Below are 23,588 nucleotides of genomic sequence, written 5' to 3'. Positions count from 1 at the left end.
CCAATACCGAATACCAAACAGCCGAAGACAGAAACCCGAATACCAGAAGAAACAAGGACTCGCCGTGGCGAGTCCTTGTTGGTATTTGTCCCCGTTCCCGTTCCCGATTGCCCCGTCCTGGCTGGGCCGAGGAGCGCAGAGACAAGCGGATCAGGGCAAAAACTTGTTTGAGCGCAGCGAGTTGTTTTTGACCCCGCTTGGCTCGAGCACCGCAGGTTGCCCGAAGCGAAGCGTAGGGACCCAGACTGCGGGTCGCCTTTTCTTTGGTGACTTTCTTTTGGCGAAGCAAAAGAAAGTTACTGGCCGCCGGGCCACTCCCGGCCAGCCGCCCTCAGCAGAGCAAGCGCCAGTCGGAACAAGATCCGAACTACAAATCCGTCCTCAACTTCCAGATCTCCGGAAACAGCACCACATCCAGCATCTTGCGCAAATAGCTGACCCCACCGGTGCCGCCAGTGCCACGCTTAAAGCCGATCACGCGCTCAACGGTAGTCACATGCCGGAACCGCCAAAGCCGAAACGCATCTTCCAGGTCGGTGAGTTCTTCACCGAGCTGGTACAGGTCCCAGTACTTTTTCGGGTCGCGGTACACAACCAGCCAGGCTTGCTCGACGGCGTCGCTTTCCACATAGCCTTGTGTCCAGTCGCGCTGGGTGTGGCTGGCGGGCACGGCCAGGCCGCGGCGGGCCAGCAGGCGCAGGGCTTCGTCATAGAGTGACGGGGCTTCGTACGCGGCTTGCACTTGTGCAAGCAGGTCGGGCCGATGCGCGTGGGGCTTGAGCATGGCGGCGTTTTTGTTGCCGAGGGCGAATTCGATGCAGCGGTATTGCGCACTTTGAAAGCCGCTGGAGTTGGCCAGGTAGGGGCGGATTGCGCTGTACTCGGGCGGCGTCATGGTGGCCAGCACGTCCCAGGCATGCACCAGTTGCTCCATGATCCGGCTCACGCGGGCCAGCATCTTGAAGGCGCTGCCGAGCTCGTCTTTCGCCACGCTGGCAATGGCCCCGCGCAGCTCGTGCAGCATCAGCTTCATCCAGAGCTCGCTGGTCTGGTGCTGGATGATGAACAGCATTTCGTTGTGGTCGGGCGAGAGCGGTTTTTGTGCGCTGAGGATGGCATCGAGCTGAAGATAGTCGCCGTAGCTCATGGATTTGCTGAAGTCGAGCTGCGCTTTTTCGTCGCGCACGATGTCTTCGGGCGCTTGCGGTTTGTTGTTGTCGTGGTTGTTCATTACGTGACCGCGTGCTTCTGATTGAATTCGGCTTTTTTCCACTCGGCGGTTTCCAGCACCTGCTTCAGGTGCTCGACTGCGTTCCACACGTCTTCAAAGCCAATGTAGAGCGGGGTGAAGCCGAAGCGCAGGATGTCGAGGTGTTTGCCTACCTCACCGTCACCGGCGCGGAAGTCGCCGATCACGCCGCGTGCGATCAGCGCCTGCACGATGGCATAAGCACCTTCGGTTCTGGTCAGACACACCTGCGAGCCGCGCTGAGGGTGTTCGCGTGGCGTGGCCAGGGCCAGGCCGTGGCCCGCGCAGCGTTCTTCAACCAACTGGATAAACAGGTCGGTCAGTGCCAGCGACTTCTTTCGCAGCGCCTGCATGCCGCCCAAAGGTTCGGAGGCCAGCACGGTGTCCAGCCCGCACTCCAGCGCAGTCATGCTCAGGATGGGCTGGGTGCCGCAGAGGTAGCGCGAGATGCCTGCCGCAGGCTTGTAGTCGGGCGTGAATGCAAACGGTGCGGCATGACCCCACCAGCCGGCCAGCGGTTGCCAGAAACGGTCGGCATGTTTCGGGTTGACCCAGACAAAGGCCGGTGCGCCGGGGCCGCCGTTGAGGTATTTGTAGCCGCAACCGATGGAGAAGTCGGCCTTTGCCCCATTCAGGTCCACCGGCACGGCGCCCGCGCTGTGCGCCAGGTCCCAGACGGTGAGCGCGCCGGCTACCTGGGCTGCGGCGGTCACGGCGGCCATGTCGTGCATGGCGCCGGTGCGGTAGTTCACGTGGGTGAGCATGAGCACGGCGACTTCGGCGGTCAGTGCGGCGGTGATTTCTTCGGGCTCGACCAGTTGCAGGCGATAACCGCGTTCGCGGCACAGCGCCTCGGCGATGTAGAGGTCGGTCGGGAAGTTGCTGCGTTCGCTGACGATCACCTTGCGTGCGGGAGCGTCTTGCGCGGCGATGTGTAGCGCGGCGCTCAGCACCTTGTAGAGGTTGATGGAGGTGCTGTCGGTGGCGACCACTTCGCCGGGGGCAGCGCCTATCAGTTGCGCGATCTTGTTGCCCAGGCGCTGTGGCAGCTCAAACCAGCCGGCGCTGTTCCAGGAGCGGATCAGGCCCTGGCCCCATTCGACCGTCACCGCTTCGGCCACGCGGGCGGCGGCCGTTTTGGGCAGCACGCCCAGCGAATTGCCATCGAGGTAGATCACGCCTTCGGGCAGCGTGAATTGCTGGCGCAGCGCGCGCAGCGGGTCTTGCGCATCGAGGGCGCGGCAGTCTTGCAAAGTGGTCATGGGGTGGTCTCTAGAGAAGTTCACGCAGGATTGCGCGAACGGGTGAGGCGTCGGCCCGGGTGAGCTTGAGCGGCAGGGCAATGAGTTCGTAGTCGCCTTCGGGCACGTCGTCGAGCACCAGGTTTTCCAGCACACGCAGGCCGTGTGCGAGCAACTGGTGGTGGCTGGGCATATCCTGGCTGGTAGCCGGATCCACGCTGGGGGTGTCTATGCCGATGAGGGTGAGGCCTTTGGCGGCCAGCAGTTGCAGTGTTTCAGGGGCGATGGCGGTGAACGACTCCCAGCCCTGGCTGGCGGTGCGTGCTGTGCGCAGCAGCACACGCGGTGGCAAGTTGTCCAGTGCGTGGTCGATGTGCCTGGGCAATACCAGCGAGCCGCAATCGATGCAGTGAATCACGCGGCAAGGCCCGAGGTAGGGCGCGAGGTCGACCTCGCCGATGCTGGCCTCGCCATTGGCATAGTGCAGCGGCGCATCGGCGTGCGCGCCGGTGTGCGGCGACAGCGTGATGGCATTGACGTTGACCGGGCAGCCCGGCGTCAGCGAAAAATGCAGTGTCTGTGAATAGGCGGTGTCGCCGGGAAAGACGGCGGCGTTTTCATCCACCGGCGGCGAGATGTCCCAGAGTTTGCGCGGTGGTGGTGGGGTGGATGCAGGCATGGACCCAAAGGTAGCACCGGCAAAAAAGCCGTGGTGTCGGTTATTTCCAACAACTCCAAAAATAGTTGAAACCTAAAGTACCTGATCAATGAGCAAGGCACCAGAGTCAGGAGCGCTCTGTGTAATTCGCCAGCCTCGGGCACAATCCGGGCTTGTGGCGCTCGCTGCTGCATCGATTTACTAAACCCCTAAAAACCTTTCCTTCAACCCCTTCATAAAAGACAAAGGCACACCATGAATTCCGAGAACAAGTCCAACGGCAAAGTCGCACTCGTCACCGGCGCGGGCACCGGAATCGGCAAGGCGGTGGCCCTGGCCCTGCTGCGTGAAGGCTATAGCGTGGCGCTGGTGGGCCGCCGTGCGGAGCCGCTCAATGAAGTCGCTAAAGAGTCCGGAACAGACCGCGCGCTGGCCGTGCCGACGGATGTGAGCCAGCCCGAGTCAGTGGCGGCGGCGTTTGCCAAGGTCAAGGAAAAGTTCGGCCGCCTCGACCTGCTGTTCAACAACGCCGGTGTGGGCGCACCACCCGTCAACCTCGAAGACATCACGTTTGAGCAATGGACCAATGTGGTGAACATCAACCTGACCGGCTCCTTCCTCTGCGCGCAGGCGGCCATCAGGCTGATGAAAGACCAGACCCCCCAGGGCGGCCGCATCATCAACAACGGCTCGATCTCCGCCCACGCGCCGCGGCCCAACTCGGCGCCTTACACCTCCACCAAACACGCCATCACGGGCCTGACGAAGTCGATCTCGCTGGACGGGCGCAAGTACAACATCGCCTGCGGCCAGATCGACATCGGCAACGCCATGACGGAGCTTGCCGCCCGCATGGCCAAGGGCGTGCCCCAGGCCAACGGCGAGATCGCCATTGAGCCGATGATGGATGCGAAGGAAGTGGCCGAGGCCGTGGTGCACATGGCCTCGCTGCCGCTGTCGACCAATGTGCAGTTCATGACCATCATGGCCACGAAGATGCCGTTTGTGGGGCGCGGTTGATTCTGCCGCCGTCTTTGTCAGCCTGCTACGCCGGCGTGCTGGTGCTGAACACGCTGTGGTTCAGCATCGGCTTCTGGTACTTTGCGCTGGTGCCGGCGCGCGCCGCGAAGATTGTTGTGCCCGCAACTGCGCGCAGCTCGCCGGTGTTCCAGACACTGGCGGCGTCGCTGCGCTTTCTGGGCACCATGAATTTTGCGTTCGCCGCGTTTTCCGTCTTGCTGCTGCTGGCCGGTTCGTGGTTTACCGAGCCACGTCAGCTGGCGCTGTTTGCCGCTGTGTTTGCAATCGCGCACGGCGGGCAGTTCGCGGCCAACCTGCCGGTTGCGCTGGCAGGCGGCCGGCAAGGGGAGGCTTACTGGCCGGTGCTCAAAGGCCCCATGCTGGGAATCTTTGTGATCGACCTCGCGCTGATGCTGGCCAATGCCGCGCTTGCCGTCGCGTTGCTTGCGGCGGCTTGAGCGGGCTGCTGCCCCTTCAGCCCGCTTGCATCACCCGGCCTTGCGCGGCCGCATCACCGCCAGCGCGTAATAGACGCCGCCCCCAATCGCCACGCCGAAGAACCAGCCGTAAATGCCCCACCATGAGGGCAGCAGGCTGGTGAAGTTGGGCAGGATGCTGGAGAACAGTGCGCCCACCGCGGTGGCGATCAGTGCGTTGGCGTTCCAGCCGCCCTGGTAGCGGTATTCGCCGTCCTCGTGATAAAGCGCCTCGACGTTCACTTCGCCCTTGGCGATCAGGTAGTAGTCGACCAGGATGATGCCCAGCAGCGGCCCCATGGTCGCGCCTATGGCGCCCACAAAGGTGGCCGCGTTGCCTTCCCAGGGCGCGAAAGGGTAGAGCACCAGCGCGATGCCGGCCGCAATGTAGCCGCCGGTCTTGAAGCTGACTTTGCGCGGGAACACATTGGCAAAGTCGAATGCGGGCGAGACGAAGTTGGCCACCACATTGATGCCCAGCGTGGCGACAGCGAAGGTGAGCGCGGCCAGCAAGGCGAGGAACCAGCTGTCGAACTTGGCGGAGATCTGCTCGGGGTGCAGCAGCACTTCGCCGTAGACCTTGAAGGCGGCAATCGTGGTCACACCGGCTACCAGCGAGAACAGCACCAGGTTGATGGGCAGACCCCAGAGGTTGCCCTTGCGCACGGTGGCCTTGTCTTTGGCGTAGCGCGAGAAGTCGCAGAAGTTGAGGTAGAGCGCGGCGAAGTAGGTGATCCATGTCGCGCCTACGGCCATCAGCGCCCAGAACGAGCCGGGCTCGCCCGGAACGCCGGCGTCTTTGGTCTTGGCCAGCAGCACGTCTTGCGGGATGCCATGGTCGAACGAAAAACCGCCGGCTTTGACACAGAGGCCCACAGCCAGCACCAGCATGGCGATCCAGACGGCGGGACCCGCCCAGTCCTGGAATTTGCGCACCGTTTCCATGCCGTTCTGGATGATGAGCAACTGCAGCGCCCACACAACGACAAAACAGATCACCTCCAGGCCGGAGTGGCCCAGCAGGTGGGTGGATTTGTGAAAGGCCATGATGGCGTCGGAGCGCGTGAGCAGCGCCACGATGGCGCCTGACGCGGCGGCCGTCTGCGCGCCGTACCAGAAGCAGGCCACCACCGCGCGCACCAGCGCGGGCAGATTGGCGCCCCAGATGCCGAAAGAGGCACGCGCCAGCACGGGGTAGGGCACGCCGGTTTTCACGCCCGCGTAGCCGACCAGATTCATTAAAAGAAAGATCACCAGTGAGCTCAGCCCGATGGCGACGAGGAAGTTGGTGAAGCTGCCGCACAGCAAAAACAGGCTGGCCGCGAGGTAGTAACCCCAGAGGCTGTGTACGTCGGAAGTCCAGACATTGAAGATGCTGAAGGTGCCCCAGTTGCGCTCTTTAGCAGGCGCCAAGTCTTCGTTATACAGATCGGGGGATGGGTTTCGAATGTCCACGTGTGATCTCCGGTTGATGGGCGCATGCCCTGGCCAAGCTCAATCAAGCGGGAAGAGAGCTCAAACCTCACTGCCTGATTGAGTGCTCAGTTTTGTATAAAAAAACTGTACTCACCGGCGCAGAATTCAATTCGCGGATTTACCCTTGCTGGCTCAGCTTTGGTTGAGCGGCTTTGAATCCTGTTGTTGTGAGCACCGTCGAAGTGTGGAATGCAGGTTTCGTGCCATTGGCGGCGCCGATAGCTCCGCTGGGCGGCGGTGCCGTCAGTCAGTAGAGCTGGTTGCGCGACAGTGCGGCCAGCGCGGCCTGAAGGTTGTTTCGGGCGCCGGCCTCGTAGCGCTCAGAAAACCAGGGGGTGCTGTAGATGCGGGGACGGTCCAGAAATGACTGCAGCACCGCACTGCGCCCTTTGATGTAGCGCGGCCAGCGCACCCAGCGGTACTCGCTGCGAACGTCGCGTTCAAACTGCCGGTAAACCGATTCGCGCTGCCCCAGGATGGCGAGGTCGATGTCGACCACCCATTGGGCGTCGCCGGGTGAAGGCACTGCCTGGTGGCGGGTGTCCAGAATGTGGCGGCTGATCGCTGTGATCAGTGTGGGGTTCAGGCCGGCCGTGCGAAGAAAGTTTTCGGCCCAGAGCGCGCTCTTTTCTTCATTGAGCGGCCGCCAGGGCCAGTAGATGGCATCGTGAAACCAGAGCGCGAGTTCAACAGCGACGGCATCGTCCAACTGGCCGCGCACTTCGTCGAGGTGGCGCAGGCAGGCCAGCAGGTGCGGCGTGTTGTGATAACGACGCGGCCAGCGGCCCCAGCTGCGAATCAGGCGCTTGCCTTCGCGGCTCCAGGCGCCGCCGCTTTGACGGAGGTGCGCGCCTAGGGCGTCCCAGCGAGCGAGCAGTTCTTCGTGGTGAGCCGGGGCGAACCACATGTGCGGGATCAGCTGGTCAATTGACCCAGCAACAGGAACTCCATGAGCGCCTTTTGCGCGTGCATCCTGTTCTCTGCTTCATCCCAGACAACGGATTGCGGGCCGTCGATCACATCGGCTTCGACTTCCTCGCCACGGTGTGCTGGCAGGCAGTGCATAAAGAGGGCGTCGGGCTTGGCGGCGGCCATCATCTCCGTGTCCACGCACCAGTCGGCAAAGGCTTTTTTGCGCGCTTCGTTTTCGGCTTCATAGCCCATGCTGGTCCACACATCGGTGGTGACCAGGTCGGCGCCGGCGCAGGCCTGCATCGGGTCCTTGAAGACCTTGTAGCTGTCGGCGGAGCGGATGCCGGCGATGGACTGATCGACCTCGTAGCCGCCCGGTGTGCTCACATGTACCTTGAAGCCGAGGATCTCGCTGGCCTGCAGCCAGGTGTTGGCCATGTTGTTGCCGTCGCCCACCCAAGCCACCGTCTTGCCCTTGATGGAGCCGCGGTGCTCGATGTAGGTGAAGATGTCGGCCAGGATCTGGCAGGGGTGGAATTCATTCGTCAGGCCGTTGATGACGGGCACGCGCGAATGCTCGGCGAAGCGGTCTATCTTGGTCTGCTCAAAAGTGCGGATCATCACCAGGTCGACCATGCGGCTGATGACCTTGGCGCTGTCTTCAATTGGTTCGGCCCGGCCCAGCTGGCTGTCGCCGGTGGTCAGGTGCACCACGCTGCCGCCCAGCTGGTACATGCCGGCTTCAAAGCTCACACGCGTGCGTGTCGAGGCTTTTTCGAAAATCATCGCCAGTGTGCGGTCGACCAGCGGCTGGTGTTTTTCGTAGGTCTTGAACTTCTTCTTGATGATGGCGGCGCGCTCGAACAGGTAGGCGTATTCGGCCGCATTCAGGTCGCTGAACTGCAGGTAATGCCGCACCGGCGCGGGCGTGGAGGGGATCACAGTGGTCACGCGTTTTTCTCTTTCAAAAGCTGCTTGATCAGCGGAACCAGGATGGCCACCGCTTCGTCGGCCTCGGCCGTTGTCATGATGAGCGAAGGCACCATACGGATCACGGTGTCGGCGGTTACGCTCAGCAGCAGGCCGTTTTCGGCGGCGCGGGCGAGCAGCTCACCGCAAGGCACCGTCAGCTCAATGCCCAGCATCAGGCCGCGGCCGCGGATTTCTTTCAGGCCCTTGACGCCGGCCAGCTCACGGGCCAGCGCCGCGCGCAAGTGGTCGCCCACCTTCACAGCGTTGGCCAATAGGCCTTCTTCTTCCATGATGCGCAGGGTCTCTACACCGGCGCGCATGGCCAGCGGGTTGCCGCCAAAGGTGGTGCCATGGTTGCCGGGGCCAAAGATGTGGGCGGCCTTGGGGCCTGCCACCACTGCGCCAATCGGCACGCCCGAGCCCAGGCCCTTGGCCAGGGGCATCACGTCGGGTTTGATGCCCGACCATTGGTGGGCAAACCATTTGCCGGTGCGGCCCATGCCGCACTGCACTTCGTCGATCATCAGCAGCCAGTCGCGTTCGTCGCACAGCGCCCGCACTTCGCGCAGGTACTCGTCCTTCATGCTGTTGATGCCGCCTTCGCCCTGGATGGCTTCAAAAAATACGGCGACCACATTGGGGTTGCCGGCCGTGGCGGCTTTCAGCGCGTCGATGTTGTTGAGCGGCACGCGGATAAAGCCCTCGACCAGCGGGCCGAAGCCGGCTTGCACTTTGGGGTTGCCGGTGGCGCTCAGGGTGGCGATGCTGCGGCCGTGGAAGGCTTTTTCGTAGACGACGATTTCCGGGCGCTCAATGCCTTTGTCGTGGCCGAACTTGCGCGCCAGCTTGAGCGCGGCTTCGTTGGCTTCGAGCCCGGTGGAGCAGAAAAACACGTTTTCCAGGCCCGACAGCTCCACCAGCCTGGCGGCCAGGGTTTCCTGCAGCGGCACATGGTAGTAATTGGAGCTGTGGATGATCTTGCTGATCTGCTCTTGCAGGGCCGGCACCAGCTTTGGGTGGTTGTGGCCCAGGGTATTGACGGCGATGCCGCCCAGCGCATCAAGGTAAGCCTTGCCGTTGACATCCCAGACGCGGCAGCCCTGGCCGTGGTCCAGCGCGATGGGCAGGCGGCCATAGGTGTTCATCACGTGAGGGGAGGCGGCTTCGATGTGCTTGGGCAGGGCTGCGGTCATGGAGAACTCCGGAACAAGGGATGTAACAGGGCTGAAAATCGCAGGCCCGCGAGAAATAAAGCGGGCCTGAAGCGATTCTAGGCGCAGAGTTTGCGGGCTTTTGTGACGTTCCTGCATCACTGCAATGAGGGCGCCCCGGGCCGCCACTTGTTGAAAATTGGGCGTCAAGTCTTATATAAGAGTCACAAATAAGATAGAATCGTTGTGCGGTGCAGCATGGGGTGAATACGATCCCTTTCCCACGTCAGGCGCCGCAAAAACCCTCCATCCGATGGTCTCCAACTCCGCCAAAGAAGTCTTCATTCAGGGTATTACCCGCGACGGCAAAACCTTCCGGCCCAGCGACTGGGCCGACAGGCTGTGCGGTGTGATGAGCCATTTCCGCCCCGGCGGCCCCCAGCCCGGCAGCCACCTCACTTATTCCCCCTGGTGCGTGCCCACCGTCATCAACGGCGTCAAATGTGTGGTCGTCAACGCGGAGTTGCGTGAGGCCGAGCCCATGGCCTGGGACTTCGCGATTAACTTCGCCAAAGACAACGATCTGCAGCTCGCCGAAGCCTGCCTCATTCCGGACACACCGCGCAAAGACTGAGATTTTTGAAGCGCCAACAAAAAAGCCGTCTTTCGACGGCTTTTTTGCTTTGCTGCAGCGCACCCTACAAAACGGCGGACGGTATTTTCATGAGAAAGATGCCGTCCGGGCGATTTGCCTAATTGCTTAGGCGGCCTTTGCGGGGGCCAGTGCCAGGGCTTTCACCTTGGCGGACAGGCGGCTCTTGTCGCGCGCTGCCTTGTTCTTGTGGAAGATGCCCTTGTCGGCAACCGTGTCCACAATGCTTTGGGCCTTGGCGAACAGGTCCTTGGCTTTGTCTTTGTCACCGGCTGCAACGGCTTTTTCGACGTTTTTCACAGCGGTGCGGTATTTGGAGCGCAGCGAGGTGTTCGCAGCGTTGAGTTTGACGTCCTGGCGGACGCGTTTGCGGCCCGACGCGAGGCGGGGGTTCTTTTTCTTGGGTTTGGCGGTAGCCATATAAGTATTCCTTTAATCCTGGGGAGGAGTCTGTGGATGTTGCAGCAAAGCCATAGATTATACGACGGCCTAGGCTGCAGGGCGAAATACTGGTTTTGGCCCCTGTGGACTTAAAAGCCAGCATGAGCCGCGGAACCGGCTTTGCCGGGCCGCAGGCGGGCGGCCCCCTCGGGGGCAGGGAGTTACACGAAGTGAACGACCGTGGGGGCTAAACTCGCTTTGTGTCACTATTCAAAGCCGCCTCCACCGTCTCCCTTCTGACCTTAGTCTCCCGGATCACCGGTTTGGTGCGGGAACTGCTGATTGCATCGACTTTTGGCGCCAGCGCCATGACGGATGCCTTCAATGTGGCGTTTCGTATTCCCAACCTGTTCCGGCGGCTGTTTGCCGAGGGGGCTTTCAGCCAGGCGTTTGTGCCGGTGCTGGCGGCCAGCAAGGCGCAAAACGGGGACGAGCAGACCAAACTCCTGATTGACCGGGTGGCCACGCTGCTGGCCTGGGCGCTGCTGCTGACCTGCGTGGCCGGGGTGGCGGCGGCGCCGGTGCTGGTCTGGGCCATGGCCAGCGGGCTGAAGCAGGAGCCGCGCGGCTTTGAGGCCGCCGTCTTCATGACGCGCTGGATGTTCCCTTACATCGGCTTTATGTCGCTTGTCGCGCTGTCTTCGGGCGTGCTCAACACCTGGCGGCGCTTTGCGGTACCGGCCGCCACGCCGGTGCTGCTCAATATTTCCATGATTCTGGCGGCCTGGCTGGGTGCGCCCTGGTTCAAGACGCAGGGCATCGAGCCGGTTTATGCACTGGGCGCCGGCGTCATGCTGGGCGGCATTTTGCAATTGGCGGTGCAGGTGCCTGCGCTGTTCCGGCTGGGCTTGCTGCCGCGCATCGGCCTGCGCTGGAGCAGCATCAAGGCCGCCTGGGCCGATCCGGCCTCCCAAAACATCGCCAAGTTGATGGTGCCGGCCTTGCTGGGCGTCAGCGTGGCGCAGATTTCACTGCTGATCAACACCCAGATCGCCTCGCACCTCACCCCCGGCAGCGTCAGCTGGCTCACCTATGCCGACCGGCTGATGGAATTCCCGACTGCCATGCTGGGCGTGGCCATCGGCGTGGTGCTGATGCCGCAGCTTTCGGCCGCCAAGGCCGCCGGCGATGCCGCCAAATACTCGGCCATGCTGGACTGGGGCCTGCGCCTGGTCGTACTGCTGGCTGTGCCTTGCGGCGTGGCGCTGCTCACCTTCGCCCAGCCGCTGGTAGCGACGCTTTATCACTACGGCGCCTTCACCGACCGCGATGTGCAGCAGACCACCACCGCGCTCATGGGCTACGGTGCGGGCCTGCTCGGGCTGGTGGCTATCAAGGTGCTGGCGCCGGGCTTTTACGCCAGCCAGGACATCAAGACCCCGGTGCGTATCGCCGTGGCGGTGCTGGTTGTAACGCAGTTGCTCAATCTGGCCTTCGTGCCTTTCCTGCAACATGCCGGCCTGGCCCTGGCCATCGGCATTGGCGCTCTCATCAATGCGCTGTGGTTGTTGATAGGGCTCAAACGCCGCGGCAGTTACACACCCGCACCCGGCTGGGGCGTGTTCACGCTGCAGGTGCTGGCGGCCAGCGCCTTGCTGGCGGTGTTTTTGCTGTGGTCTGCTGGTGCCGTGAACTGGATTGGCCTCAAAGGCCATTCTCTTGAAAGAATCGGGCTCCTGGCCCTTGTTTTGCTTGTATCGGCTGCTCTTTATTTCGTAGCGCTTTGGGTATCGGGTTTAAAGGTCAAAAAGCTTCTGAAACATTGAGTGACCGTGATGTTTGTGGCTTTTTTCAGACTCATCAAGGGCATTCCTTGATTCCCTTTTTTCGCCGGTTTATGAGAAAGTAGCGTCATGCAATTAAATCTGACCGTGCCGTCACCGTTGCAGTACTTTTCCAGCCTGGTGGAAAGCGACGAACATTTCCCCCTGCTGGAAGCCGCCGTCAGCCTGGCGCAGGACGAATACCCCGACCTGGATGTGCAGCAGGTGCTGGGCGATGTAGACCAGCTGCTGGCCCGCCTGAAGCGCCGCCTGCCGGCCGATGCCCCCGCGCTGCAGCGCCTGCGGGCGCTCAACCAGTTCTTCTTTCACGACCTGAACTTCGGCGGCAACGTCAACGACTACTACGACCCCGACAACAGCTACCTGAACGCCGTGCTGCGCACGCGCCGCGGCATCCCGATCACGCTGGCCGTGCTGTGGCTGGAGCTGGCCCTGGGGCTTGGGCTCAACGCGCGCGGCGTCGCGTTTCCGGGCCACTTCATGGTCAAGGTCAACCTGCCCAAGGGCCAGGTGGTGATCGACCCATTCAGCGGCCAATCTTTGAGCCGCGAAGAGCTGTCCGAGCGGCTCGAACCCTTCCGCCAGCGCAGCAGCGGTGAAGAAGAGTTCGAAGTGCCCATGGGTTTGTATTTGCAGTCGGCGGCGCCGCGTGAAATCATCAACCGCATGCTGCGCAACCTGAAGGAAATCCACAAAACGCAGGAAGACTGGCAGCGCCTGATCCCTGTGCAAGACCGGCTCATCGTGTTGCAACCCGAAGCCTGGACGGAATACCGTGACCGCGGCCTGGCCTGGGCCGCACATGGTGAGCCCGAGCGTGCGATGGCTGACCTCGAGATCTATCTGGCCAACGCTGAAGATGCGCTCGACATCGACGCTATGGCCGAGCGGCTGGCGCAACTGCGCCAAAGCCGGCACTGACCTGGCTTTATAAAAGCTCGATCTCACTGAGCGTGAGAAAGCAGCTCTCGCGCGTAATTGCCACAAAGTCGGCCAGCCAGGGGCGGGCCGAGGTGGTCTCGGTGCAGGCCACATACAGGCGGCCCGTTAGCCCCTTCTTGCCCACCGGCCGCGCTGTGACGTAACCCCGATCTAGGTAGCTTTGCACCGCCCATTTGGGCAGCGTGGCGACGCCGCGCCCGCTGGCCACCAGTTGCAGCATGGCAATCGTCAGCTCGGTGGTGCGGCGCGCGGGCCGCACGCCGGCCGGCTCCAGCACCTGGCGCACCACGTCCAGCATTTCGTCGGGCACGGGGTAGGTGATGAGCGTTTGGTCGGCGAAGTCTTTGGCCGTGAGGTGCGTCTTGGCCGTCAGCGCGTGGTCGTTGGCCAGCAGCGCCATGATTTCAAACCGGAACAGCGGGTGAAAGTTCACCGCTTCATCGGCATCGGCTTCCGACACGACAGCGATGTCGGCACGGTCTTGCAGCACCAGCGCGATCGGGTCGGGGTGAAAGCCCGAGACGATGTCCAGCTCTACCTCGGGCCAGCGCGTGCGAAAGGCGTCCATCGCCGGCATCAGCCAGTCAAAACAGGTATGGCACTCAACCGCGATGCGCAACTGGCCGGATCGCCCCGTGGCCAGGCGCGCCACGTCGCGCTCGGCTTCTTCGACCTGCGGCAGCACCGCATCGGCCAGCGCCAGCAGCCGCAGGCCGGTAGTGCTGAACTGCGGCGGCACGGATTTGCGTTCAAAAAGCGGCGTGGCGTAGCGCTCTTCCAGCAGCTTGACCTGGTGCGACAGCGCCGATTGCGTGAGGTTGAGCAACTGCGCCGCGCGCACCAGGCTGCCACTGTCGCGCAGGGCGGTCAGGGTGCGCAGGTGGCGCAGTTCAAGGATGGAGAGAGTCATGACTGGCGCTTACCGTTGAAGAGGTGAATCAATTATTTTCACGTTGAAAGTCAATATCTTTCGTTTGAATAATAGTTGAATTGGGCCGACCATTGCGTTCTTTTGTTGATTTGTATCGGGAGATAGCTGGCATGGTCCATACACACACCCTGGGTTTTCCGCGCATGGGCGCGCACCGGGAATTGAAATTCGCGCTCGAAAAACACTGGCGCGGCGAGATTGACCTGGCTGCGCTGGAAGCTACCGGCACGGCTTTGCGTGAGCGCCATTGGGCCGTGCAAAAAGAAGCCGGCCTGGGTTTTGTGACGGTGGGCGACTTTGCCTTTTACGATCACGTGGCCAACCACATCCAGATGCTGGGCTGCGAGCCGGCGCGCTTTGGCTTCACCGGGCAGGAGCCCGCGCTGAGCCGCTATTTCGCGATGGCGCGCGGCGTGAATGTGCAGAACGGCCATACCCACAGCGCCGACTGCGGCTGTGCGGACGGCACAGCGGGCGGCGGCAGCTTTGCGCTGGAGATGACCAAGTGGTTTGACACCAACTACCACTACCTGGTGCCGGAGTTCGGCTCGGGCACCGAATTCAGCCTGGCCTCCGAACGCCTGTTTGACGAAGTCGCGCAAGCCAAATCCGCAGGCCATACCGTCAAGGCGGTGTTGCTCGGGCCGCTGAGCTTTTTGTGGCTGGGTAAAGAAAAGACGGCCGGCTTTGACCGCTTCAGCCTGCTGGACAAACTGCTGCCGGTGTACGAACAAATCCTGGCGCGCCTGAAAGCGCAGGGCGTGGAATGGGTACAGATGGACGAGCCCATCCTGGGCCTGGACCTGCCGGCCAAATGGAGCCAGGCTTTTGAATCCAGCTACTGGCAGCTCTCGCGCAGCGGCGTCAAGCTGTTGCTGGCAACTTACTTTTCACCGTTGCAAGACAACCTGCGCCTGGCGTGCCAGCTGCCGGTGGCGGGCCTGCATGTGGACGCGGTGCGTGCACCTGAAGAGCTGGTGGGCGTGGCCGACTGGCTACCCAGCCACAAGGTGTTGTCTGTGGGCATTGTCGACGGCCGCAATATCTGGCGCACAGACCCCGATGCCGCGCTGGCGCGGCTACGGCCCGTGGCAGAGAAGCACAAAGGTGATCTGTGGCTGGCGCCGTCGTGCTCGTTGCTGCACGTGCCTTACAGCCTGGAAGCCGAAGACAAGCTGGATACCGAGCTCAAATCGTGGCTTGCCTTTGCGGTGGAAAAGCTGTTTGAGCTGCGCACCTTAAAAGCGGCGCTTCAGGGTGATGAGAAGTCTGTGGAGTCGGAGCTGGCCGCCGCCCGCGTGGCCGCCCATGCGCGCCGCACCAGCCCGCGTGTGCACCGGGCTACCGTGGCCGCGCGGCTGGCTAAGGCCGCAGCAGGCGCCGACCAGCGGCCTTCGCCCTTCAGCCAGCGCCAGCAGTTGCAGCGCCAGCGTTTTGCCCTGCCGCTGTTTCCGACAACCTCGATAGGCTCGTTCCCGCAAACCGCCGAGATCCGCACCGCGCGCGCAGCCTTCAAGCGCGGCGAGATCGGCAAATCGCAGTACGCCGAAAAAATGCAGGCCGAGATTCGCCTGGCCGTGCGCAAGCAGGAAGAGCTGGGTCTGGATGTGCTGGTGCACGGCGAGGCCGAGCGCAACGACATGGTCGAATACTTCGGCGAGCAGCTGGACGGCTTTGCCTTCACTGCCAACGGCTGGGTCCAGTCGTACGGCTCACGCTGCGTAAAGCCGCCTGTGATTTACGGCGATGTGGCGCGCCCCGCGGCCATGACGGTGGCCTGGACGGTCTACGCGCAAAGCCTGACACGGAGGCCGATGAAGGGCATGCTGACCGGCCCCATCACCATCCTGCAATGGTCTTTTGTGCGCGACGACCAGCCGCGCAGCCTGACCACCGAGCAGATCGCCTGGGCGATACGCGACGAGGTAGTGGACCTGGAAGGCGCGGGCATTGGCATCATCCAGATCGACGAGCCGGCCATCCGCGAAGGCTTGCCGCTGCGCCGCGCCGGCTGGAAGCCTTATCTGGAGTGGGCGACGCGCGCCTTTCGCATCAGCGCCAGCGGCGTGGCCGACGAGACGCAGATCCACACCCACATGTGCTATTCGGAGTTCAACGACATCCTGCCGGAGATTGCCGCCATGGATGCCGATGTGATCACCATTGAAACCAGCCGCTCCGACATGGAACTGCTGCGCGGCTTTGGCGACTTCAAGTATCCCAATGAGATTGGCCCCGGCGTGTACGACATCCATTCGCCGCGCGTGCCGACGGTGGACGAGATGGTGCGGCTCTTGCGCAAGGCGGCGGCGGTGATTCCGGCGGAAAACCTCTGGATCAACCCGGATTGCGGCCTGAAAACCCGCGGCTGGCCCGAGACCGAAGCGGCGCTGGGCAATATGGTGCAGGCCGCGCGCGAAGTCAGGCTTGAGCTGACGGTGTGACGGGTGGCGGGTGACGAGTCTTAAGCCCCGCGCTTGAGGAACTGCGGAATCTGCAGGCCGTCTGCCGAGTTCACATTGCGCGACATGGCCGGCGCGCTGCTGACCTGGACGGGCCGGCCCACTGCACGGGCCGTGCTTTGCGCGGACATCCGGGCGCCGTGCACCATCGATTCCTGTGCCGGCATCAGGCTGCCGGGCAGGGAACTGCCCAGGCGTGCCGGCGCGGCCTTCTGGACAGGGGCGGGGTTGAGCGCCCTGGCGCCCAGCGTCGCGGCGACCGAAGGGCGGGGGGCTATCACCCGTTCCGGGGCTTTGGCCACTGTCTTGGCCTGCGGCTGCTCGGGCGCGTCATTGGCCGCCTGCGGCGGGTACAGCGTGGGCCTGAGCCAGTTGAGGATGGGTTGCCACTGCTGCAGGTCTTGCGCGGCGGTGCTCGCCGGCAGGTCGAACATCGTCATGCCGCGTTCCAGGCTGCGCACATAAAGCTGCGTCTCGCGCAGGGCGCCCAGAAAAGGCATGCCCAGGCTTTCAGACCATTCTTCCAGGGTTTTGGCGGCGCTGGTGCGCCCGTCGATGCGCATGCCCACCGTGGCCAGGCGGCAGCGGCCGCTGGCTACACGCGGCAGCGCCATTAAATCGGCATGGCACTGGGCCGCCGACTCGCGGTCGAACATGGAATTGCACACCGGCATGATGATGGCGTCGGCAAACATCACGACGCGGGCGAGTTCAAAGCCGTGCATGCCGCCGGGCGTGTCGAGCACCACATGGGTGATGCCGGTGGGCACGCGGAGCATATTTTTCTGGTCGACGGCCCAGGGGGCGATGGCGGGGAGTTCAGCGGCGCGGCGCTTGAGCCAGCTGCGCGCCGACTGCTGCCGGTCCACGTCGCCCAGCATGACCGAGCTGCCATTGCGGGCGCACCAGGCGGCGATGTGCGCGGCCAGCGTGCTCTTGCCACTGCCTCCCTTGCGGTTGACGACTGCGATTACCGGCATGACTGCTCCAAAGACGGATCGATGGAACAGTTTGATACATAACTAAGGAAAAGTCCAGTGGCCCCAAGCGCCATGGGCGTATGCAGCTAGTCTTTTTGTAGCAAAACGGCCCACCCGGGGGATATCGCCCCCGCCGGCCGGCTTGTGGGGGGCTTAGCCGACGGTAACGGCGGCGCCGTCGCCTTTGGCGGCGATCACGCCGATTTCATAGACCTGCTCACCCGCGTCGCGCAGGGTTTTGGCCGTGGCCTGGGCGTTGGCGGCGTCCACCACCACCACCATGCCGATGCCGTTGTTGAAGGTGCGGTTCATCTCGAAATCGTCGATGCCGGCGGTTTTTTGCAGCCAGGCGAACAGCTCGGTTTGCGGCCAGCTGCCCTTTTTGAGGTGGGCTGCCGTGCCTTCGGGCAGCACGCGGGGGATGTTTTCCAGCAAGCCGCCGCCGGTGATGTGGGCCAGCGCCTTGATCGGGTGGGCGGCCAGCGCGGCCAGCACGTTCTTCACGTACAGGCGGGTGGGCTCCATCAGGGCTTGCTTAAAGGGTTTGCCGTCCAGCGTGGCGGGGGCGTTGCCGGCCGCGCGCTCGATGCATTTGCGCACCAGGCTGAAACCGTTGGAATGCACGCCGCTGCTGGCGAGACCCAGCACCACGTCGCCGGGTTTTACGTCCTTGCCGGTCAGGATTTTGGACTTTTCCACCGCGCCGACGGCAAAACCGGCCAGGTCGTATTCGCCGGCGGGGTACATGCCGGGCATTTCAGCGGTTTCGCCGCCGATCAGGGCGCAGCCGCTCAATTCGCAGCCTTTGGCGATGCCGCCGACCACGGCGGCTGCCGTGTCAACGTCCAGCTTGCCGCAGGCGAAGTAATCGAGGAAGAAGAGGGGCTCGGCGCCCTGCACCAGCACGTCATTGACGCTCATGGCCACCAGGTCTATGCCGACGGTGTCATGCATCTGCCATTCAAAAGCCAGCTTGAGCTTGGTGCCCACGCCGTCGGTGCCGCTGACCAGCACAGGTTCCTTGTAGCGCTTGGGCACCTCAAACAGGGCGCCAAAGCCGCCAATGCCGGCCAGCACGCCTTCGCGCATGGTTTTTTTGGCCAGGGGCTTGATGCGTTCGACCAGCGCGTCGCCCGCGTCGATGTCGACGCCCGCGTCTTTGTAGCTCAGGGGGGAAGGGGAGGAGGTGGTCATGGTGTCGGCTTTGCTACGGGTAGGGTGCGGTAAGGACGGATGGGGGTCTGGGAGGCGGGTTTACGGCGCTGAAGCGGCCTGCAAGCCCGATAGAATTCAGCCTGAGATTCTAAAGGCTACCCATTCGGGCCCCGTTCGGTCTTCCTCAGTCCCTTTTGGGGGCTTCTTCCGGCAAGCTCAACCCAAGGCTTTATGCAATTCACCACCACCCAAAAACGCGCCGCCGCCTGGTGCGCTATCGCCGCGCTGGTCATTCTGGCGCTGTGGCTGCTGGGGCCGGTGCTGGCGCCCTTTGTCATCGCCGCCGTGCTGGCTTATGCGCTGACGCCGCTGGTCAACCGGCTTGACCACATGGGCAAGGGCCGCCTGCCGCGCGTGGTGGCGGTGGTGCTGGTGGAGTTTTTCTTCCTCGTGGCGCTGCTCAGCCTCTTTTTGCTGATCGTGCCCATCCTGGCCAAAGAGCTGCCGGTGCTGCGCGAGCAGGTGCCGCTGCTGGCCGACAAGCTCAACACCACGCTGGCGCCCTGGCTGGCGCAGTTCGGCATCCATGTGGCGCTCGATGTCGCCAGCATCAAGGCCTTTGTGCTCAAGTACCTCAATGCCAATTTTGAAGACCTGTTCGGCTCGCTGATGTCTTCGCTCAAGCTGGGCGGCAGCGTGGCGCTGGCTGTTATCGGCAATGCCGTGCTGATTCCGGTGGCGCTGTTTTACCTGCTGATGGACTGGGACAAGTTTGTCGCCCGTGTGCTGGAGCTGGTGCCGCCGCACCTGCGCGCCGGCTTTGACAGCTTTACCGAAGAGGCCGACTCGGTGCTGGGCCAATACCTGCGCGGCCAGTTGCTGGTGATGCTGATCATGGCGGTGTTTTATGCGGTGGGCCTGGCGCTGTTTGGGCTTGACCTGGCCCTGCCCATCGGCGTTTTCACGGGGCTGGCGATGTTTATCCCTTACCTGGGCTTCGGCCTGGGCCTGATCCTGGCGGTGCTGGCGGGCTTGCTCGAATTTGCCTCGCTCAAGGCACTGGTCATGGTGGCCGTGGTTTACGGCATCGGGCAGCTGGTGGAAAGCCTGTACCTCACGCCGCGCCTGGTGGGCGAGCGCATTGGCCTGCATCCGCTGGCGGTGATCTTTGCCTTGCTGGCTTTCGGCCAGATGTTTGGTTTTGTCGGCGTGCTGGTGGCGCTGCCGGCCAGCGCGGTGCTGCTGGTTGGCATACGCCGCGTCAAGGCCAGCTACATGGCCAGCCGGCTTTACAAGGCCGGATAAGGCAGAGCCAATGGCGGGCATGAAACAGATTGCGCTGGACATAGGGCTGGCTTCCGCCCCCTCGTTCGCCAATTTTTTTGGCGGTCCGAACGAAGCCGCGCTCAAGCACCTGGAGCTGTGGGCCGGCAACACGCTGCGCTCGCCGGTGCCCACCTACCTCTGGGGCGAGGCCGCCAGCGGCAAAACCCATTTACTCAAAGCCGTGCGCGAAACGCTGCGCGAGCAGGGCGCCGCCAGCGGCTGGATGGATGCTTCCATGCTGGAGCCGCCCGAGTTCAATGAGTCCTGGGCCGCCGTCATCCTGGACGACTGCCATCTCTACACCGCGGTGCAGCAGCAGGCGGCCTTCAACTGGTTTGTGAACGCGCTCAGCGCACCGGACGGCCGCCCGCGCTGGGTGCTGGCCGCCGGCCAGATGCCGCCGGCCGACCTGGCGCTGCGCGAAGACCTGCGCACCCGGCTGGGCTGGGGCCATGTGTTTGCCCTGCAGGCCCTGACCGAACCCGAGCGCCGTTCGGTGCTTCGGCGCGAGGCCGATGCGCGTGGCGTGTTTTTGAGCGACGAAGCCATGGACTTCATGCTGACCCGCTTTTCGCGCGACCTGGGCAGCCTGATGCAGCTGCTCGACCAGCTGGACGCTTATGCCCTGCAAACCAAGCGCGCCATCACCATTCCCCTGATCAAGTCGATGCTGGAGAGCGAATAAGTGACTGCGACTGCGAAATGACCGTTTCCAAAAAGATTGCCTTGTTTGACCTGGATCACACGCTGATTCCTATCGATTCCGACTACGAATGGGGCGAATTCACCATCGCGCTGGGCTGGTGCGACAGCACCGAGTTCAAGCGCCGCAATGCCGAGTTTTTTGAGCACTACCGCGCCGGCACGCTGGACATCCACGAATACGTGCGCTTTGCCACCGAAGCCATCCGCAAGCAGGGCGCTATCAATTCAGAAGCGGGCCACGCACGTTTCATGCGGGATGTGGTGCAAAAATCCATTACAAAACAGGCGAAGGCGCTGGTAGATGACCACCGGGCCGCGGGCGATGAGGTGGTCATCGTCACCGCCACCAACGAGTTCGTGACGCGGCCCATCGCCGACGCTTTTGGCGTCAAAGAGCTGATCGCGGTGGAGCTGGAGCGTGACGCCTACGGCTGGCTGACCGGCGAAATCAAGGGCACGCCCTCGGCCCGCGAGGGCAAGGTCACCCGCGTGGAACAATGGCTGGCCGCCCGAAACCTGGGTTGGAAGGACGTGGAAACCACCTTCTACACCGACTCCATGAACGATATCGCCTTGCTGGAGAAGGCCACCCACCCCGTCGCGACCAACCCGGACGCGCGTTTGCGGGCACTGGCGGCAGAGCGCGGATGGCGCATACTTGACCTGTTTATCTAGTTATTCATGATCAAAAAATTTATCGACAAGCTGTTCGGCAAATCGGACAGCACGGAGCCCGGCGCCAAGCGGGTCAAAAAATCACCTTTCGGCCAGCGCCAGGATGTCACCGTCAAGGAACATGGCATTGACGTTTCGCTGGTGGACGACCGGGCCATGGACGTGGTGCGCACCCTGAAAGACGCCGGCTACGAGGCCTATATCGTCGGCGGTGCGGTGCGTGACCTGCTGGTCGGCCTGCGCCCCAAGGACTTTGACGTTGCCACCGACGCCACACCCGAGCAGGTCAAGTCGCTGTTTCGCCGCGCCTTCATCATTGGCCGGCGCTTTCGCATCGTCCACGTCATTTACGGCCGCGGCCGCGAGCATGAAGTGATCGAGGTTTCGACCTTCCGCGCCCACCTTGACAGCAGCCTGGCCGAGCAGGTCGGCGGCAACGAGCGCACCAGCAAGAGCGAGCTCGCCGGCATGAAGCATGCGGTCGACGCCTCGGGCCGGGTGCTGCGCGACAACGTCTGGGGCCCCATCGAGCAGGACGCCGCGCGCCGCGACTTCACCATCAACGCGATGTACTACGACCCCGAAACGCAGGTGGTGGTCGACTATCACAACGGCATCAAGGACGCCAAGAAAAAGATCATCCGCATGATCGGCAACCCGGCCGTGCGTTACCGCGAAGACCCGGTGCGCATCATCCGCGCCGTGCGTTTTGCCGCCAAGCTCAGCGCGCTGGGCTTCAAGTTTGAAGACAAGACCGTGGCGCCGCTGCGCGAGATGAAGGGCCTGCTGGCCGACGTGCCGCAATCGCGCCTCTTTGACGAAATGCTCAAGCTGCTGCAGACCGGCCATTCGCTGGCCAGCATCGCGCAGCTCAAATTGCTGGGCCTGGGCACCGGCATATACCCGTTGCTCGATGTGGTGGTCGAAAACGCCGACGAGCCTTTCCTCAAGCTCGCCCTGCAAGACACCGACCGCCGCGTCGGCGAAGGCAAGCCGGTGGCGCCCAGCTTTTTGCTGTCGTGTGTGCTGTGGTCTGACGTGCGCGAAGGCTGGGAGCGGCGCAAGAAGCGCGGCGAGCACCTTATGCCCGCCCTGCAGGACGCGATTGACGACGCCTTCAACGCCAAGATCGGCGACGTGTCGGGCCGCGGCAAGCTGGGCACCGACATGCGCGAAATCTGGACCATGCAGCCGCGCTTTGAAAAGCGCACGGGCAGCGCACCCTATTCGCTGCTGGACCAACCCCGCTTTCGCGCCGGCTTCGACTTCCTGCGGCTGCGCGCGCAGACCGGCGAGATCGACATGGAACTCGCCGAATGGTGGGAGAAATTCAGCACCGCCTACGACGACGAACGCCACGCCATGATTGAAGAGGCGCGACTGGCCCTGCAGAACAGGCCACAGGCGCCGCGCGTGCGCGTCAAGCGGCCCGATGCCGAGCCTGGCTCAGCGCAAGCCGAACGCACCCCGTCCGATGCGGCGGATGCTTCCGGCGAGCAGGGCGATGCCGCCCCCGCCAAAAAACGCCGCCGCCGTCGCAAGCCGGCGAATCGCGGTGGTGCCGGCGGGGCAGGCGGTGGTGAGGGCTCGGGCGGCGAAGCGGCCGCTTCGCCTTCACCGGACAACGCTTCCCACTCCTGAGGGCCGCATGGTTTGCGCCTACGTTGCCCTGGGCGCAAACCTCGGTGATGCCGCGACGGCCTTGCGGCAGGCCGTCCAGGCGATGGGCCGGCTGCCGTTTACGCAGGTCCGCCAGTCTTCCAGCCTCTATAAAACCGCACCGCTGGATACCGACTCAGGTGTAGAAGCTTCAGCTCCCGGTAACGATTACCTCAACGCTGTCGTTGAACTCGAAACAGGTTTAATCGCTCCCGCCTTGCTGGATCACTTGCAACAGATCGAGCAGCAGGCTGGCCGCGAGCGTCCTTACCGTAACGCGCCGCGCACGCTGGATCTGGATTTGCTGCTTTACGGCAGCGCCCGCATGGACTCGGAACACCTCACGCTACCGCATCCGCGCATGACGCAGCGGGCGTTTGTGTTGGTTCCGTTAGCGGAGGTCGCGCCGACCCTGGTCAGCGCAGGGCAACTGGCAGCCGTTGCACACCAGCCGATTGAGCGGCTGACGGGCGCCAGCATTATGTAATGCTTGCCGTACATCAAAAGCAAAAGTATTTGCATCGATGATTTGAGCCAACTTTACAAGTCAAGTCGACCTCCAACCTAATAGAAATGCGTACAGGCGGCTATCAAATTTTCAGCGGCCTCACATACGGATAAGTTTTTATCTTGGGGCTATCGCGAAAATGACGAATCCTCTCGAGCATTTGATCGAATATGCAAGTAGATTGAAACGGGGGTTGTTGGGTATCACGGGAAT

At 63.0% G+C, this 23,588-nt stretch carries 22 protein-coding genes; 11 read left to right on the top strand and 11 right to left on the bottom strand.

Features of this window, described 5'->3' with window-relative positions:
* Positions 1-367: 367 nt before the first annotated feature.
* From kynA to kynB, 3 genes are read right to left on the bottom strand one after another with little or no spacing between them, the layout of a single operon-like run.
* Entirely contained in the window at positions 368-1,231 is an 864-nt protein-coding gene (kynA, locus tag BM408_RS04540) for a tryptophan 2,3-dioxygenase (RefSeq protein ID WP_092127185.1), read from the bottom strand.
* Positions 1,231-2,511: a kynureninase gene (gene kynU / locus BM408_RS04535; protein ID WP_092127183.1), complete on the bottom strand. Its 1,281-nt coding sequence runs from the start codon at positions 2,509-2,511 to the stop codon at positions 1,231-1,233. The genes kynA and kynU overlap by 1 nt, the downstream gene beginning before the upstream one ends.
* A gap of 10 nt (positions 2,512-2,521) precedes the next feature.
* On the bottom strand, positions 2,522-3,169 hold the full coding sequence (gene kynB, locus BM408_RS04530) for an arylformamidase (RefSeq protein ID WP_092127181.1): 648 nt from the start codon (positions 3,167-3,169) through the stop codon (positions 2,522-2,524).
* A gap of 234 nt (positions 3,170-3,403) precedes the next feature.
* On the opposite strand from kynB, the gene BM408_RS04525 reads away from it, so the two are divergent.
* Entirely contained in the window at positions 3,404-4,168 is a 765-nt protein-coding gene (locus BM408_RS04525) for an SDR family oxidoreductase (RefSeq protein WP_092127179.1), read from the top strand.
* Positions 4,169-4,182: 14 nt separating this feature from the next.
* The gene (locus BM408_RS04520) at positions 4,183-4,626 is read left to right on the top strand and encodes a hypothetical protein (RefSeq protein ID WP_217649411.1); all 444 of its coding nucleotides are present in this window, start codon (positions 4,183-4,185) and stop codon (positions 4,624-4,626) included.
* Between the two features lie 30 nt (positions 4,627-4,656).
* Here the strand turns inward: BM408_RS04520 and BM408_RS04515 are convergent, their stop codons facing one another.
* The 4 genes from BM408_RS04515 to BM408_RS04500 all read right to left on the bottom strand — a co-directional run bounded on the left by BM408_RS04515 (position 4,657) and on the right by BM408_RS04500 (position 9,197).
* Positions 4,657-6,099, bottom strand: a complete 1,443-nt coding sequence (locus tag BM408_RS04515) for an NCS1 family nucleobase:cation symporter-1 (RefSeq protein WP_092127177.1) — start codon at positions 6,097-6,099, stop codon at positions 4,657-4,659.
* A 268-nt stretch (positions 6,100-6,367) separates the two neighbouring features.
* Positions 6,368-7,027, bottom strand: a complete 660-nt coding sequence (locus BM408_RS04510) for an HD domain-containing protein (protein WP_092127174.1) — start codon at positions 7,025-7,027, stop codon at positions 6,368-6,370.
* 8 nt (positions 7,028-7,035) lie between these two features.
* Complete coding sequence (argF, locus tag BM408_RS04505) at positions 7,036-7,974, bottom strand: ornithine carbamoyltransferase (protein WP_371326986.1); 939 nt, start codon at positions 7,972-7,974, stop codon at positions 7,036-7,038.
* Positions 7,975-7,979: 5 nt separating this feature from the next.
* Positions 7,980-9,197 carry an aspartate aminotransferase family protein gene (locus tag BM408_RS04500; RefSeq protein ID WP_092127172.1) on the bottom strand — a complete coding sequence of 406 codons (1,218 nt, stop codon included), beginning with the start codon at positions 9,195-9,197 and terminating at the stop codon, positions 7,980-7,982.
* A 271-nt stretch (positions 9,198-9,468) separates the two neighbouring features.
* Here BM408_RS04500 and BM408_RS04495 point away from each other — a divergent pair, with 271 nt between their 5' ends.
* Positions 9,469-9,789, top strand: coding sequence for a DUF3579 domain-containing protein (locus tag BM408_RS04495; RefSeq protein WP_092127170.1), 321 nt, complete (start codon positions 9,469-9,471; stop codon positions 9,787-9,789).
* Positions 9,790-9,915: 126 nt separating this feature from the next.
* Here the strand turns inward: BM408_RS04495 and rpsT are convergent, their stop codons facing one another.
* Entirely contained in the window at positions 9,916-10,227 is a 312-nt protein-coding gene (gene rpsT / locus BM408_RS04490; protein WP_007864125.1) for a 30S ribosomal protein S20, read from the bottom strand.
* 221 nt (positions 10,228-10,448) lie between these two features.
* On the opposite strand from rpsT, the gene murJ reads away from it, so the two are divergent.
* Together murJ and BM408_RS04480 are read left to right on the top strand one after the other, a co-directional pair.
* Entirely contained in the window at positions 10,449-12,014 is a 1,566-nt protein-coding gene (gene murJ, locus BM408_RS04485) for a murein biosynthesis integral membrane protein MurJ (protein WP_092127169.1), read from the top strand.
* A gap of 87 nt (positions 12,015-12,101) precedes the next feature.
* Positions 12,102-12,953: a SirB1 family protein gene (locus tag BM408_RS04480; RefSeq protein ID WP_092127168.1), complete on the top strand. Its 852-nt coding sequence runs from the start codon at positions 12,102-12,104 to the stop codon at positions 12,951-12,953.
* 7 nt (positions 12,954-12,960) lie between these two features.
* Here the strand turns inward: BM408_RS04480 and BM408_RS04475 are convergent, their stop codons facing one another.
* A complete protein-coding gene (locus tag BM408_RS04475; RefSeq protein ID WP_092127167.1) occupies positions 12,961-13,884 on the bottom strand; it encodes a LysR family transcriptional regulator in 924 nt (307 codons plus the stop codon).
* 131 nt (positions 13,885-14,015) lie between these two features.
* On the opposite strand from BM408_RS04475, the gene metE reads away from it, so the two are divergent.
* Complete coding sequence (gene metE / locus BM408_RS04470; RefSeq protein ID WP_092127166.1) at positions 14,016-16,349, top strand: 5-methyltetrahydropteroyltriglutamate--homocysteine S-methyltransferase; 2,334 nt, start codon at positions 14,016-14,018, stop codon at positions 16,347-16,349.
* A 20-nt stretch (positions 16,350-16,369) separates the two neighbouring features.
* Here metE and BM408_RS04465 read toward each other — a convergent pair whose 3' ends face one another.
* Both BM408_RS04465 and purM read right to left on the bottom strand, forming a co-directional pair.
* The gene (locus tag BM408_RS04465) at positions 16,370-17,347 is read right to left on the bottom strand and encodes a ParA family protein (protein ID WP_092127165.1); all 978 of its coding nucleotides are present in this window, start codon (positions 17,345-17,347) and stop codon (positions 16,370-16,372) included.
* A 153-nt stretch (positions 17,348-17,500) separates the two neighbouring features.
* Positions 17,501-18,541 carry a phosphoribosylformylglycinamidine cyclo-ligase gene (gene purM / locus BM408_RS04460; protein WP_092127164.1) on the bottom strand — a complete coding sequence of 347 codons (1,041 nt, stop codon included), beginning with the start codon at positions 18,539-18,541 and terminating at the stop codon, positions 17,501-17,503.
* A gap of 192 nt (positions 18,542-18,733) precedes the next feature.
* Here purM and BM408_RS04455 point away from each other — a divergent pair, with 192 nt between their 5' ends.
* From BM408_RS04455 to folK, 5 genes are read left to right on the top strand one after another with little or no spacing between them, the layout of a single operon-like run.
* Entirely contained in the window at positions 18,734-19,807 is a 1,074-nt protein-coding gene (locus BM408_RS04455) for an AI-2E family transporter (RefSeq protein WP_092127163.1), read from the top strand.
* A gap of 19 nt (positions 19,808-19,826) precedes the next feature.
* The gene (gene hda / locus BM408_RS04450; RefSeq protein WP_092127406.1) at positions 19,827-20,513 is read left to right on the top strand and encodes a DnaA regulatory inactivator Hda; all 687 of its coding nucleotides are present in this window, start codon (positions 19,827-19,829) and stop codon (positions 20,511-20,513) included.
* Positions 20,514-20,530: 17 nt separating this feature from the next.
* On the top strand, positions 20,531-21,208 hold the full coding sequence (locus tag BM408_RS04445) for an HAD family hydrolase (protein ID WP_092127162.1): 678 nt from the start codon (positions 20,531-20,533) through the stop codon (positions 21,206-21,208).
* 6 nt (positions 21,209-21,214) lie between these two features.
* Positions 21,215-22,849, top strand: coding sequence for a polynucleotide adenylyltransferase PcnB (gene pcnB / locus BM408_RS04440; protein ID WP_092127161.1), 1,635 nt, complete (start codon positions 21,215-21,217; stop codon positions 22,847-22,849).
* A 7-nt stretch (positions 22,850-22,856) separates the two neighbouring features.
* The gene (folK, locus tag BM408_RS04435; RefSeq protein WP_092127160.1) at positions 22,857-23,354 is read left to right on the top strand and encodes a 2-amino-4-hydroxy-6-hydroxymethyldihydropteridine diphosphokinase; all 498 of its coding nucleotides are present in this window, start codon (positions 22,857-22,859) and stop codon (positions 23,352-23,354) included.
* The last annotated feature ends 234 nt before the right edge of the window (positions 23,355-23,588 follow it).

It is taken from the genome of Polaromonas sp. YR568 (assembly GCF_900116715.1).
In the GTDB taxonomy this organism is placed as follows: Bacteria; Pseudomonadota; Gammaproteobacteria; order Burkholderiales; family Burkholderiaceae_C; genus Polaromonas.
Note: the sequence above shows the minus strand (reverse complement) of the source record. Positions and strands in the feature narration are given on the sequence as shown.

Excerpts from the sequence above, each read along its gene's own strand:
- kynA (WP_092127185.1), bottom strand. The coding sequence starts at position 1,231 with ATGAACAACCACGACAACAACAAACCGCAAGCGCCCGAAGACATCGTG.
- kynU (WP_092127183.1), bottom strand. The coding sequence starts at position 2,511 with ATGACCACTTTGCAAGACTGCCGCGCCCTCGATGCGCAAGACCCGCTG.
- kynB (WP_092127181.1), bottom strand. The coding sequence starts at position 3,169 with ATGCCTGCATCCACCCCACCACCACCGCGCAAACTCTGGGACATCTCG.
- BM408_RS04525 (WP_092127179.1), top strand. The coding sequence starts at position 3,404 with ATGAATTCCGAGAACAAGTCCAACGGCAAAGTCGCACTCGTCACCGGC.
- BM408_RS04510 (WP_092127174.1), bottom strand. The coding sequence starts at position 7,027 with ATGTGGTTCGCCCCGGCTCACCACGAAGAACTGCTCGCTCGCTGGGAC.
- BM408_RS04500 (WP_092127172.1), bottom strand. The coding sequence starts at position 9,197 with ATGACCGCAGCCCTGCCCAAGCACATCGAAGCCGCCTCCCCTCACGTG.
- BM408_RS04495 (WP_092127170.1), top strand. The coding sequence starts at position 9,469 with ATGGTCTCCAACTCCGCCAAAGAAGTCTTCATTCAGGGTATTACCCGC.
- rpsT (WP_007864125.1), bottom strand. The coding sequence starts at position 10,227 with ATGGCTACCGCCAAACCCAAGAAAAAGAACCCCCGCCTCGCGTCGGGC.
- BM408_RS04480 (WP_092127168.1), top strand. The coding sequence starts at position 12,102 with ATGCAATTAAATCTGACCGTGCCGTCACCGTTGCAGTACTTTTCCAGC.
- BM408_RS04475 (WP_092127167.1), bottom strand. The coding sequence starts at position 13,884 with ATGACTCTCTCCATCCTTGAACTGCGCCACCTGCGCACCCTGACCGCC.
- metE (WP_092127166.1), top strand. The coding sequence starts at position 14,016 with ATGGTCCATACACACACCCTGGGTTTTCCGCGCATGGGCGCGCACCGG.
- BM408_RS04465 (WP_092127165.1), bottom strand. The coding sequence starts at position 17,347 with ATGCCGGTAATCGCAGTCGTCAACCGCAAGGGAGGCAGTGGCAAGAGC.
- purM (WP_092127164.1), bottom strand. The coding sequence starts at position 18,541 with ATGACCACCTCCTCCCCTTCCCCCCTGAGCTACAAAGACGCGGGCGTC.
- BM408_RS04455 (WP_092127163.1), top strand. The coding sequence starts at position 18,734 with ATGCAATTCACCACCACCCAAAAACGCGCCGCCGCCTGGTGCGCTATC.
- hda (WP_092127406.1), top strand. The coding sequence starts at position 19,827 with ATGAAACAGATTGCGCTGGACATAGGGCTGGCTTCCGCCCCCTCGTTC.
- BM408_RS04445 (WP_092127162.1), top strand. The coding sequence starts at position 20,531 with ATGACCGTTTCCAAAAAGATTGCCTTGTTTGACCTGGATCACACGCTG.
- pcnB (WP_092127161.1), top strand. The coding sequence starts at position 21,215 with ATGATCAAAAAATTTATCGACAAGCTGTTCGGCAAATCGGACAGCACG.
- folK (WP_092127160.1), top strand. The coding sequence starts at position 22,857 with ATGGTTTGCGCCTACGTTGCCCTGGGCGCAAACCTCGGTGATGCCGCG.